Genomic DNA, 12,607 nt, shown 5'->3' with positions numbered 1-12,607 from the left:
AAATTACTGACGACCGCGGATCTGTTGTCTCATTTGCAGAGCTTCCGCTGTCGCTTCGCGAGGTGTTCCGAAGGAAACTCCGCCACCGCTTGTAGTCAGTGGTGCCGAGAGTGTCGCTCCAGTTCTGGTGGATACCGGATTGGTTCCTGCTGGAACAGTTGTTGTCCCTTGTTGAGGAATCACACCGATCTGGGAGTTCTGTACAGGGGTCACACCTGGAATGACACCGATATTAGCACCGCGACCTGGATTCTGCATTCGGGCACTGAGGTCAATGCTTGGCACGGTCACTTGAGTTGCTGGTGTTGTGCCCCAGTGGATGTTGGCAGCTTCGATATTTAGACGTGACAATAATTCGCGATAAGCTTTTGCATTAGCATCACTGATATTACCAATGAACTGTCCTGCGGAGATGGCCTCGTTGTTGGCTGTTGTGAAAGAGTTTGCAAGGGATGAAGCGCCAATTTGGATTTTATCTTTTTCAACGATTAGTGCCGCGGTCTCATTAGGATCCTTTGAGGCCTTGATTCTATTCACGATGTCCTGATGCAGAGAAGCTTCGTATTTTAGGATCTCTGACTGGGCGATAAATACTTTTTGGCGGATTGTTTCATGCGATGCTGGCATATTCGAAATGAACTTTTCATAGCTGCTTAGGATTTCAGCAAGCTTGCTTTGGCCTTCGGCAACCAATTCTCTGTTTTCAAACGTGTTGAACGCTGGGTTGTTCAGATTTGCTGCATGCGCAGCAAAGTACGCTGCATTTCTTCCCTGAGACAAAGAGCGCAACAACGATGGTTGAACTTCCTTGGTAAAGAACTGATTTGCTTCTTGGGTTGTAATTTTTTTGTTACTTTCAAGCAGATCCGGAAGTCTTTCGGCATAGCAATCGGTCTTCTCTATATCAGAGTCAGAGTTCTTACATGCCTGACGGATGCCAGCGAAATAGTCGACTTTCTTTTTCTCGGCGACTTCTTCGGTGGCCTCAACTGCATCCTCCTCCACTTCTTCTTTCTTTACGACCTTCTTTTTGGAAGCGGCGGATTCTTTGGCAAGTTGCTTCATCAATTCTACATTTAGAGAATCGATGTCGGATTTGTTCTTAACACTCAAAGTAATAGTGTCATATCCGCATTTGTCTGTGCAGATTTTGCCTTCAGTTGTCTTCTTTGGAACCAAGGCCAGGACTTCCTCATCCCCATTATCAATGTATTTAACGGGCATAACACCGTCAGCAGTGTACACCTTGCTTTCCATCAGATCACCGCTTGTGGAAGCGAAGTCTGCGGAAGCAATCCCATCAGAGTGAGAGTTGAAAGATACATTAACACCTAAAACAGCCAGTAAGGCCGTTGTCAGAACCCATTTCTTTTGTGGGTATGTGAATTTCATAAGTCCTCCTGTGTGAAGGGAACATCCAGTCCCTTTTATCTACTCAGATGTAAAGCGAAGGCCGGGCCAAAAGGGGGTGTCTGTGCCACAGGTTCTAAGCGCATGAAATACCTAAGGGTTCTCATGTTGAGAAAGCACATGGGCCCGAAGACGACTGTAAAACTTGTGGTGTCCCAGCCTGAGAACCACAAAAAACCGCGCATTTTCATATAGTTAAAACAGTAAGGGCTGACTTTGTGACGGCCCTTGAAAAGCGCCCCTTTCGGTCACTTTTTGCAAGGTAAAGGGCCTTCTCCTTGCTAAATAGAGCCATTTCCTTCATAAAACAGCCATGAAGTTTCATTTCCCGCGAAGCCCGCGCCCAGAATCTATTGCAGAATCCGATTGGAATAATTGGACCTGGCAGCTTCGTCATTCACTTAAAACGCAGGATGACTTTGCGGCTCACTTCGATTTGAACGAAGATGAAAAAGCGGCGTTTGTCGGTGGGAAAGAACTCTTCAATGTTCGAACGACGCCTTATTATGCAAGCCTTGCCAAGCAAGGTCCCGACGGGCAATCGTTGCGCCAGATTTTGATGCCACATCGATTTGAAATCGAAGAAGGCGATCAGCAGATGCTGGATCCTTTGGGCGAGCGTGTGAATAAAGCAGCACCGCGTTTGATCCATCGCTATTCTGACCGCGTTCTGTTTTTGATCACGGATATTTGCAGTGTCTATTGTCGTTTCTGCACGCGAAAACACTTCACAGGACAAGAGCAGGCTTTTATCCGTAATGAAGAATACGAGCAGGCCCTGGCGTATATTCGCTCGCACACAGGATTGCGCGAGGTGATTCTGTCAGGCGGCGATCCGCTGACCGTCAGCGACAAGCAGCTGGATCGCGTTTTGACAGATCTGCGTGCGATTGAACATGTCGAGATCATCCGTATCGGTTCGCGTATGCCTGTGGTGTGCCCGATGCGTATTACTGACGATCTGGTGCAAATCATGAAGAAGCATAAGCCTGTCTTCCTGATGTCCCACTTCAATCATCCGGCAGAACTCACGGCGGAAGCGGTCGAGGCTCTGGAAAGGCTTGTGGATAACGGAATTCCGGTAATGAATCAGATGGTTCTGCTTAATGGAATCAACAATCATCCGGCGCTGGTGCAGGCTTTAAACCGTCGCTTGTTATATCTGCGCGTGAAGCCGTATTACATGTTCCAGTGTGACCCGTCACAAGGCACAGATCATTTGCGAACTTCTGTGGAAGATTCATTGGAAATTCAAAAAGAGCTGTGGGGGCATTTGTCAGGTCTGGCGATGCCGAATCTGTCTTTGGATATTCCCAACGGCGGTGGCAAAACTTACCTTGTTCCGAACTTTGAGGTCGGGCAGGAGGGTCGAACTCGCCATTATGTCGGCTGGGACGGCGTCAAAGCCGAGTACATCAGCCCTGCTCCGGAAAGAATCCGCAAGCCCGATGCTTCTTTGTACGAAGCCGAATGGGCGCACTTGAAAAACAGTAAATCCGGTCCTTCTTAAAAAAGAAAACTCTTTTCCTACGCCCAACAGTCTTCTCGGTCTGAGACAACGGAGATGTATTCTTCCGGGAAAGAAAACAAGTTCTCGTAGAACAATCAGCCCTTCGCAGAGGTCGTGTCTTGTTAACGACCGGTAAAATTCGTTCCATAGTCTCGTGAAGTACTTAGCTGAACTCCCGAAAAGTTTTGTAAGGAACAAGTCGTCAACTCGGATGTTGGCGATGAACTGTACAGGGAGGCCGTGGCTATGATGATGACAGACTGATGGGGAAGTAAGAAATGGGAATGAGAGTAACAACCAACATTGCGGCACTCAACGCACAAAGAAATCTGGTGGGCGCGCAAAGAGTCGTTAATGACTCAATGGCCAAGCTCGCCTCCGGAAGTCGTATCAACAAAGCAGCAGATGATGCTGCAGGCTTGGCAATTTCCGAGGGCTTAAAGGCGCAGATCCGTTCCGCAGCTCAGGCACAGCGTAATGCAAACGATGGTATTTCCATGATTCAAACGGCCGAAGGTGGTTTGAACGAAGTGGGGAACATCATTGTTCGCTTGCGTGAACTGGGTATTCAGGCGGCTTCTGATACGGTCGGTGAAACTGAACGTGGCATGCTCAACAAAGAAGTGCAGCAGTTGACCAGCGAGATGCAAAGAATCGCCAAGTCCACGACTTGGGGGACGACGAAGCTTTTGGATGGCTCTGCGCCGAACTTCGATTTCCAGGTGGGAATTGGCAACGATCCGTTTGCAGATCGAATTTCTTTTGAAGCAGGTAAGCACGCAGCTACTTTGGATGCCCTGGGATTGGACGGTTTGGACTTCTCTACAAAAGAGGGAGCTCAAACAGCCTTGAAGAGATTGGATGATGCGCAGACAAATGTCAGTGGCACCCGAGCGTATTTGGGAGCTTTGCAGAATCGTCTGACATCCACAGCAGACAACTTGGGTGTGACGCAGGAAAACCTGTCCGCTGCCAACAGCCGTATCCGTGATACTGACGTAGCGGCCGCTTCCAGCGAGATGGTTAGAAATAATATTTTATTGCAGGCAGGAACTTCGGTTCTGTCGCAAGCAAATCAGGCAAATCAATTGGCACTCAAGCTGATTGGCTAGCCGAAACTCCGTTAATGAAAAGGGGGATCTCGTTTGAGATCCCCCTTTTTTTTATGCTGCTTTATGTCCTTCGATCAGATCGCGCAAATCTGTGATTAATCGGTCCACTGCCTCGGTCTTCTCGTTGAGGTCCCGAGCAATCTGGGACACCTGCTCAGAGGCTTTGGTGTTGTCCTGAGAGGTGGAATCAAGGCTGAGCAAAGCATCACTGACCTGTCGAATGCCCACTCTTTGTTCTTCGCTGGTGGAGGCGATATTCTGATTGTAGGACGATACTTGTTCGATGCTCTTTTGAATGGTCGTTAAGACATTCTGGCTTTGTTCGGCCTTGGCGACGCCATCTTGGATCGAGTGGGCACTAGCCGTTATGAGTTCTGAGATTTCTTTGGCCGAAACAGAGCTTCTTTGCGCCAGGGTTCGTACAGCGTCCGCGACAACAGCAAAGCCTCGGCCAGCTTCTCCTGCGCGTGCGGCTTCTACAGCAGCATTCAGTGCCAGTAGGTTTGTTTGAAAGGCGATGTCTTCGATGATATTGATGATCTCCTGCATTTTGCGTGAGCTGGAGTTTATTTCATTCATCGATTGCATCAGTTGGTGAACTGTTTTCGAACCATCTGCTGCAGAAGTCATGGATTGTTCCGAAGCCTGCTTGGCGTGAAGGGCGTTTTCGTTGCTGATTCTGACAATGGACTCAATTTGTGTGATGGAGGCTGTGCTTGCTTCCAGCATTGAGGCCGCTTTGTTGGCTCCATCATGGACGGTTGAGCTTGCGTCAGAAAGGTTGCTTGCAGCGCGGTGGACTTCCGTGGAATTCAAAGCCAAAGCATCACAGATATTTTTGACCCTTCTTGCGATAGAGATCGAAGCCAGGAATGAAACAATTCCCGCAAGTGCGATAGCAACAAGAGAGAAAATACTGACCCATGATCGGGCATTCGCTTCGGCATTCTGAGCATTACCAGCTGAGCTGTCAGCATAGTCCACCTGATATTTTGTTTCTACCAGCAGGGGTTTGTAGATGGCTGCGGCCTTGACTTCGCAGATATCGCGGATCAAGGTGACAATCCGGTCCTCATTGTTTTTATAGTCCTTTGCCAGAGTCAGGACCTCGGTTCCAAACTCCTTGAACTCCTGCCAGCTTTTAAGGAACTCCTGAAAACTTTTTCGATTCTTAGATTGGCGGTCAATCTGAGTGTAGGCTTCTATGTGCTTTTCGAAAGAAGTGATTTGCATTTTGGATTGTTCAATATAGTGGTCTACATCCTCCTGTGAATTTCCTGCCAGGCCTATGCTGCGAACATGGATGCGGAGTTCACGGATGGTGGATCTTAAGTCGGCGAGCTCTTTCAAAGAGGGCAGGTTGTCTTGGGCGACAACTTTGTATTCGGCACTGACTTTGTGAAGGAAGTAGAATCCGATTGCGCCGCTACTTGCCGAAAGCAAAGCCACAAACAGGCCCATTGATGTTAACTTTGCTTTTAAACTCCACGACTTGATCATCACATTCCCTTGAAGATGTTAAAATAACTTAACATCGCATCGGGTGATTGCCCTAGGGACATGAGCTAATACTTGACGGCATTTTGAATGCGTTGGCGAACTGGACGAATTCTCCTCTTACAGAATTGTTCGGCCAGCTATCTTCCAGATGATCGTGAAGCTTCCTCGGAGAGATCTTCGGGGGACGAATAACATTTGTGAGGTAAAAAAAAGCCCGGGGGTGCCGGGCTTTCGCGAACGTGATTGTATCTTGCAATTAGAAATTGAAAGAGTACACAACCGAAGTGAAGGCTGTGCTAGAGAATGTGTCGCTGTCAAACCAGTTCCACGCTTCGAAGCGCTCAAGACCTAAAGCGCCAGCGCCGTTGGGAAGTTTCAACTGGCCACCATAACGGAAGCTTGGGCCCACAACAGTTTTATCATCCATGCCATCCATCTTGATCATGGAAATACCAAAACCTGGCGCCAGATAAGCGGTGGCATTGGAGGCTTCAACAAGTCTCAACATAGAGTGAGCACCGAAAGTAAGAACCTGAGGAACGTTGGCATCTTTCTTTTCAGTTTGCAGGAAGATGTAAGCGCCCAAGGCACCCTGATCGTTGTCGAATTCCATTCTGCCGCCGATGTTCAAAGCGGAGCTGGACATACCCAGGTTGATGCTTGCTGTTTTACCGGAATAGGCAGCCACGTTTCTAGCTGCAAAGGACATGGAAGAAGACAATAGGCACAAAGCCACGATTAGTTTTTTCATTTAAGACTCCTTTAGTTTGTACGCCAAAGAAGTCTGTCATGATTCATTTTTTTGGCAAGCCAAAACGCGCTTAGACGCGCTCCAGTCGGGCATATTTAACGACAAACTTTTTCACCGTATTGTCCGTGAACATGACACTGACCTTGAAGTTCTCGCCAGTGCCTTCCGTTGCGTAGACAGTGCCCACCCCAAAGGTGGGGTGTCGGACGCGCATGCCTTTTGAAAACGGGGCGCCGCCAGAACTGTCCCCATCGTAGTCCGGGAAGTCCTGCACATCATCATAGCTTTGACTGCGGGCTTTGTTGCGCTCAAAGCCTCCGCCGCCGGTGTTGCCCCACTTGCCAGCGCCGCCGCCAAAGTCTGAATCGTAAGAACTGGAGCCATAGCGGGATACGAAGCGGGGAGCTTCGGCCGATGTTTTGAAATCGATCAAATTCTGCGGGATCTCTTTGATGAACCGGGATGGCGGATTGAACTGTTCCTGCCCCCAAACCCGGCGCATTTTTGCGTAGGTCAGCCAGAGCTTCTGGCGAGCGCGGGTCATGCCCACGTATGCCAAGCGGCGTTCTTCCTCGACGTCCTCTTCACTGTCGCTTTCAGCGCTGCGAGCACTCGGGAACAGATTCTCTTCCATTCCAACGACAAAGACATAAGGGTACTCCAGGCCTTTGGAGATATGCAAAGTCATCATTGTGACCGAGTTCTGTTCCTGATCCAAAGAATCCACATCGTTCACCAGGGCCATCTCTTCAAGGAAGCTTGTCAAAGTGGATTCTTCACCGCGCTCTTTGACGAATTGAGCAATAGCATTATCCAACTCTTCCAAGTTTTCGATCCGCGCTTGCGCTTCCGGGGATTCGTCTTTTTTCAGGGCCGCCAGATATTCGGTGCGATCCAGAACGATATGATAGAAGTCCACCAACTTGAAGTCCTTGGCGTTCGCTTGAAGCTCGGTCATCAGCTCCAGGAAACGACGAATCTTGCCGGTCGTTCCCGCATTGAACAGGCGTTCATCGCAGGCTTTAAAGGCCGCTTCGAACATGCTTAGGTTTTTATGGGCTGCGTACTCTTCAATCTTTTCGATCGTGGTCTTGCCGATACCACGTGCCGGGACGTTGATAATACGTTTCAAGGCAATATCGTCCGCCGGATTGATGGACAGCTTCATGTAAGAAAGCATGTCTTTGATTTCCATACGCTCATAGAAGCGCACGCCACCGACCAGGCGATACGGAATCCCCATGGTGCGAAGTTGTTCTTCCAGCACGCGCGACTGCGCATTGGTGCGATAGAAGATCGCATAGTCGTTATAGGACCCTTCGCCTTCATTCATCATGGACTGGATGGTCTTTGCAACAAAGCGTCCTTCTTCGTATTCGTTCTTTTCTTCGCGAACGTGAATCAAGTCACCGGCATCGTTGGAGGTGAAAAGAGTTTTATCTTTTCGTTGAGAGTTGTTTTTGATAACCGCCGTGGCGCCATTGACGATATTCGCAGAGGAACGATAGTTTTCCTCCAGCTTCACCACCTTGGCATCGCGGAAGTCTTTCTCAAAATCCAGGATGTTTTTAATATCCGCCCCACGCCAGCTGTAGATCGACTGATCCTCGTCACCAACCACGCAAAGATTTCGATGGGCAGAAGCCAGCATTTGCACCAGCAGGTACTGGATGTGATTGGTGTCCTGATACTCGTCGACCATGATGTAGCGGAACTTCTTCTGATACATCTGCAAAACATCCGGATACATGCGGAAAAGATCGTAAGTCTTCAGCAGCAAATCATCGAAGTCCAAACTGTTGGCCTTCTTCATTTCGTTTTCGTAGGCCTTGTACACCTGCACGGTCTTTTGATCCATCAGGCGCTTGGAGGACTTCTCAAGCCCGTCCGGAGAAAGTCCCATCATTTTCGCACTGCTGATGCGGCTTTGAAAGCTCTTCGCCGGATACATCTTGTCGTTGATGTCCAGAGCCGTCATGACCTTCTTGATCTGACTGAGCTGATCGGAAGAATCATAGATCCCGAAGAAGGGTTTGTAGTCGAGCAAAGTGATGTGTTGGCGCAGGACACGCACGCAGAAGCTGTGGAAAGTGCTGATCCAAAGCTGGGAATGAATCATGGCGCCCATGTCAGACAGGATCTTGTAAATACGGTGCTCCATCTCTTTGGCGGCCTTGTTTGTGAAGGTCACGCAAAGGATCTCGTCCGGGGCGGCCACCCCTTGACCGATGATATTGGCCATACGGTGAGTCAGAACGCGGGTCTTGCCAGAACCAGCACCGGCAAGAATCAGCAAAGGGCCTTCCAGGGTTTCAACGGCATCCTTCTGGGCGGGGTTCAGATTTTTGGTAACAAAATCAAGTACATCCATGGCGGCTTCCTTCACCTGCGTTCTCGGGGCTGTCAAACTTGTAGTGAGACTGACAAAGTTTGTCTATCTCTAAGTTTTTATTGAGGTTTTGGAGTTTTTTCACTATAACTATAACGCAATAAGTCAAGTGAGCGAGAGAACCCTCCCGTTTATAGAGCTTAGAGAGGACTTTGTGAAGCGCGTTTTTAGCCGGATCACCGCAACAATTTTAGCTGTCGGGACTTTAAGTGCCTGCGCTCCTCAGTCGGAAACGGCCGAGGAAAAAGGCACGGTCCGTGTTCTGGCTCCACAGTCGGATTCCCAATCAGGATATGCGCTAAAGACGGTGGATTTGTTAGGGATCAGTGATCTGCAAACCGTGTCCGGTAAATTTGTGCGCTTCTTTATGAGCCCTCGAATCGTGAAAGGCAAACTCACGGGCCGCCCGGCCGTCAGCCGTTTTATCAAAAACCCAGAGGGCGAGTTTATTCCGGCAAATGAGATGACCCAGCAGTTGGTGGCAATCTATGCCCACACTCAGCGACTGGCTCAGTTGGATGATGAGCTGGGGGCTGGTGGCATCAATAGCTGGCCGCGTGACGTGGGTGTCGGTGTTCGCGTCAAGGGTGGGCAGAACAACAATGCCTATTATGACGGTGACACGGATTCCATGCTGGTGGTGCCATACAATCAAGCGGGTCTGCCGATTGCGATCAATGGCGGAATTCTGGCTCACGAACACTTCCACTCCCTGTTCTACAAAGTGGTTATCAAAGACACAGCTGAAACCAAAGCCACTGCGCACACTCTTGAGAACTTCATTGGAACAACGTCGATTGTGGCCGAAGATCTGACTGCCAGAGGCCGGCTGAAGCCTTCTGACATTGAAGGGGCTGATCTGGAAGAGGCTTCTTTGCAAAAATACTATCGCCAAGCAATGCTGCGCGGTCTGAACGAAGGCCTGGCGGATTACTGGGGTTGGATGTACACCGGAAATCCGGACTTCATCGCACAGTCATTGCCGAAAGAAAAAATGAATCGTTCCATGAATGTGGATGGAGTCTTTGCGACTTACGAACTGCCAAGTGCAACCACAATTAAAAACAGCATTCAGGTGTTCTATAAAGCCGGTGATACCAAGAAATTTGAAAGTTATGTGACTGGCTATGCATATGTTATCGGGACGCAGTTTTCCCGCATGTTGAAAGGTTTTACGGAAGTTTCAGCCAAGGAACGCGGACTGGAATCATTAGCAGCCCGCAAGGACGTGGCGAAAGTGATTCTGCGCACGTTGAGCACTTTAAAGACTGAACTGATTGAAGGTGAAGCTCCCTACTATCCTGCTGAAAAGTATGTCATGAGCTTTGCCAAGGAACTTCCGGAAATGAAGCAGGCAGAATGTGAATTCCTGGCTGGTGTTATGAATGATTCCACCGATGAGGCCAACACAAGATATTCCTGCAAGAAGAACGCGTCGGGCTTGAGTATTGAATCCAACACCATCAGCTCTCAGGAAGTTGTGGAATGAGAATTCTTATCGTACTACTTATTCTGGCGATATCAGGAGGGGCTGGGGCTCAGGAATCCCGCATGAAGATCAAAGCTGAAGACACCGTGTCTTTGCTGGCTCTGTATCCCCTGACCTATGAAATGCGCTATGAGCGGGGTAATTCCCAGGATCTTGAAAGCCGTCAGCCTGTTAACTTCGGATTGGGCTATCACCGCAGTCGTTACAGTGTGCTTTTTGAATACAGTCATTTTTCTAATGAGACCGGCAACAGCACCTCGTCCATTGAACGAAAGCATAAGGACTTGTTGATGTGGGGGCGTTACAATCTGGTTTCCGGAGCCGAAGAGCATATGCGTGGTATTGTGTATCTGGGGGCGGGACTGGGGGGCTATGAAGAGGAAGTGATTACGACTTTCATGGGCTCCTCCCGCAGTGACAAGACCGGAATGAAAGTGATGGGCGGAGCAAGTGCTGGCCTGGAGATGTTTATGACCGGCCGCTATGGTGGCGTCTCGGCGGCTCTTGAGACTCGGGCTTTGATGGGCCCTGATTTTGATCCCAATCCAGTCTTCGGCGTTATTCTGCGCCTGGGTTTGGTTCTGCCTTTATAAAATAAAAAAGCCCCGCTTGTGGCGAGGCTTCTTTAAGGAATTTTAAAAGCGGTACTTCTAAAAACTATTCAGTGATTTTCTGAACAATTGCAGAGCCAACTTTGGCTTTCGTCACAAGCTCTGTGCGGTAAGCCTGAGCTTCTTTTTGTGTGGCGAACTGGCCAACACTGACGCGGAACCAGGTTTTGCCTTTGATGTTCGCAGGAACGTAGAAGGCGCTGTAGCCTTTGTTTTTAAGGTCAGAAGCCATTTTCTGTGCTTCTCCTTCATCCGCGTAAGAAGCCACTTGCACAGTGAATTTGCCCACTGCGAACTGAGCGACATCTTTCGGCAAAGAGGATGGCAGACGGTCTTCTTTGGCAGCCACTTTTTTATCTACAGCTTCCAAAGAGGCCGGGGACTTGCCTGCTGCCACAGTTTTTGCCGCTTCAGATGGCTCGTGGTTCTGAGTCACAGGTGTCTTGTCGGCTTTGATAGGCATTGGTTTGTGCGGATCTTTTGGTTCTACTTTTGTTTCAGTTTTGCTTTCAGCCACTTCAGCGTGGTGACCTTCAGTTGCAGGGGCTGTGGCTTCGCCAGCAGCGACCGGCGTGGTTTCGTCAGCCACAAATTCTTCAGCCAGTTTGGCAATTTCTTCATCTGTCATTGCGCCCACTTTGCCTTCAGAGGTCGGCTCAGAAGAAGGAACAGATGCAACTTCGCGTTCAGTGTGAGAAGACTTTTGCGGCTCCAAAGCAGATAGAGCGTGTTGGTTGTCACTATACTTTTTGCCGGCAAAAATACCGATGGAGAAGGACAACAAAGAGATAGAGAAAACTAATGTTAGTTTTACCACGACATCCATTTTAGAACCCATTTTTTCAATCCTCATAATTTTTAAACCCGCTTGAATGCTTAAGTTTCGGGCCCTTCCTTTGGCCCTTCAAACATGGTAGCGTTAATCCGCTAAACTGGTCAATCATCCAAGGGTCTGGCCCAAAGGGGAAAGCGTGGAAAACAGCGTAAAATCAAGGGATTGGAAGCAGGTCTTAGGTCAAGCTATCAAGGCTGTCAGTCTAGGGCGGGAAGTGCTTCTCAATTATTTCGGTAACTTAGAGCACGTGGAAGAAAAGTTCCAGGCGGGTCTTGTCAGTGAAGCCGATAAAGAATCAGAAAGAGTCATCGCAGAGCATCTTAGGAAAAATTTTCCTGAAATTGAATTTTTGGGCGAGGAAGCCTTTGCCGCTTCTCATGGAACCGGGACCAATGTCGCGTTGAGCAAGGCCGGCCCCAACGGGCGCTGGATCCTCGATCCGCTGGATGGAACCACGAACTATGTTCATCGCTTTCCGATTTTCTGCATCAGTCTAGGGCTGGAAATTGACGGTCAGATTCAGTTGGCTGTGATTGATGTGCCTATTCTAAAGGAAACTTACACGGCGATTCGTGGCCACGGAGCCTTCGTCAACGGGCGCCGTTTAAGTGTCAGCAAAAACACGGAACTCAAAAAAGGTCTGCTGGCGACGGGTTTTGTGTCAGAGCATGAGCATGTGATCTCAGAGCAGTTGCGCATCTTCGATGAGATGGTCCGCAAATGCCGAGGTGTGCGTCGTCCTGGGGCTGCCGCCTATGATCTTGCGCAAGTGGCTCGGGGTGTGTTTGATGGCTACTGGGAACGAAATATCCAGCCGTGGGATGCGGCTGCGGGAATTCTGCTGGTGGAAGAAGCCGGTGGTGTTGTGCAGACTTATCGCGGAGACAAGTACACGCCTTATAAGAATTCGATAGTGGCAGGCAATGCGGCGATGGTGGCAGAGATACAAAAGGTGCTGGTGCCCCATTTGAGCGAAGGCACCAACTAGAAAGATCGACGG

At 49.3% G+C, this 12,607-nt stretch carries 10 protein-coding genes; 5 read left to right on the top strand and 5 right to left on the bottom strand.

Going from position 1 to position 12,607, the window contains the following annotated elements:
• Positions 1-3: 3 nt before the first annotated feature.
• Positions 4-1,392 (bottom strand): hypothetical protein, encoded by a 1,389-nt coding sequence (locus tag ACZ50P_RS14855; protein ID WP_464132057.1) that lies wholly within the window; start codon positions 1,390-1,392, stop codon positions 4-6.
• 331 nt (positions 1,393-1,723) lie between these two features.
• Here ACZ50P_RS14855 and ACZ50P_RS14850 point away from each other — a divergent pair, with 331 nt between their 5' ends.
• Both ACZ50P_RS14850 and ACZ50P_RS14845 read left to right on the top strand, forming a co-directional pair.
• The gene (locus ACZ50P_RS14850; RefSeq protein ID WP_464132056.1) at positions 1,724-2,920 is read left to right on the top strand and encodes a KamA family radical SAM protein; all 1,197 of its coding nucleotides are present in this window, start codon (positions 1,724-1,726) and stop codon (positions 2,918-2,920) included.
• Positions 2,921-3,198: 278 nt separating this feature from the next.
• Positions 3,199-4,032, top strand: a complete 834-nt coding sequence (locus ACZ50P_RS14845; RefSeq protein WP_464118505.1) for a flagellin N-terminal helical domain-containing protein — start codon at positions 3,199-3,201, stop codon at positions 4,030-4,032.
• Between the two features lie 51 nt (positions 4,033-4,083).
• Here ACZ50P_RS14845 and ACZ50P_RS14840 read toward each other — a convergent pair whose 3' ends face one another.
• The 3 genes from ACZ50P_RS14840 to ACZ50P_RS14830 all read right to left on the bottom strand — a co-directional run bounded on the left by ACZ50P_RS14840 (position 4,084) and on the right by ACZ50P_RS14830 (position 8,654).
• A complete protein-coding gene (locus ACZ50P_RS14840) occupies positions 4,084-5,532 on the bottom strand; it encodes a HAMP domain-containing methyl-accepting chemotaxis protein (RefSeq protein WP_464132054.1) in 1,449 nt (482 codons plus the stop codon).
• 256 nt (positions 5,533-5,788) lie between these two features.
• Complete coding sequence (locus ACZ50P_RS14835) at positions 5,789-6,283, bottom strand: hypothetical protein (RefSeq protein ID WP_464132053.1); 495 nt, start codon at positions 6,281-6,283, stop codon at positions 5,789-5,791.
• Between the two features lie 70 nt (positions 6,284-6,353).
• Entirely contained in the window at positions 6,354-8,654 is a 2,301-nt protein-coding gene (locus ACZ50P_RS14830) for an ATP-dependent helicase (RefSeq protein ID WP_464118502.1), read from the bottom strand.
• Positions 8,655-8,826: 172 nt separating this feature from the next.
• On the opposite strand from ACZ50P_RS14830, the gene ACZ50P_RS14825 reads away from it, so the two are divergent.
• A complete protein-coding gene (locus ACZ50P_RS14825; RefSeq protein WP_464132052.1) occupies positions 8,827-10,161 on the top strand; it encodes a hypothetical protein in 1,335 nt (444 codons plus the stop codon).
• Positions 10,158-10,754, top strand: coding sequence for a hypothetical protein (locus ACZ50P_RS14820; protein ID WP_464132051.1), 597 nt, complete (start codon positions 10,158-10,160; stop codon positions 10,752-10,754). Before ACZ50P_RS14825 ends, ACZ50P_RS14820 begins: the two co-directional genes overlap by 4 nt.
• Before the next feature lie 64 nt (positions 10,755-10,818).
• Here ACZ50P_RS14820 and ACZ50P_RS14815 read toward each other — a convergent pair whose 3' ends face one another.
• Positions 10,819-11,610 carry an SPOR domain-containing protein gene (locus ACZ50P_RS14815; protein WP_464132050.1) on the bottom strand — a complete coding sequence of 264 codons (792 nt, stop codon included), beginning with the start codon at positions 11,608-11,610 and terminating at the stop codon, positions 10,819-10,821.
• A gap of 133 nt (positions 11,611-11,743) precedes the next feature.
• Here ACZ50P_RS14815 and ACZ50P_RS14810 point away from each other — a divergent pair, with 133 nt between their 5' ends.
• Entirely contained in the window at positions 11,744-12,595 is an 852-nt protein-coding gene (locus tag ACZ50P_RS14810; protein ID WP_464132048.1) for an inositol monophosphatase family protein, read from the top strand.
• The last annotated feature ends 12 nt before the right edge of the window (positions 12,596-12,607 follow it).

The sequence above is a fragment of the Bdellovibrio sp. CKG001 genome, from assembly GCF_055397465.1.
The sequence above is the reverse complement of the archived record's forward strand: the minus strand, read 5'-3'. Positions and strand labels throughout refer to the sequence as shown.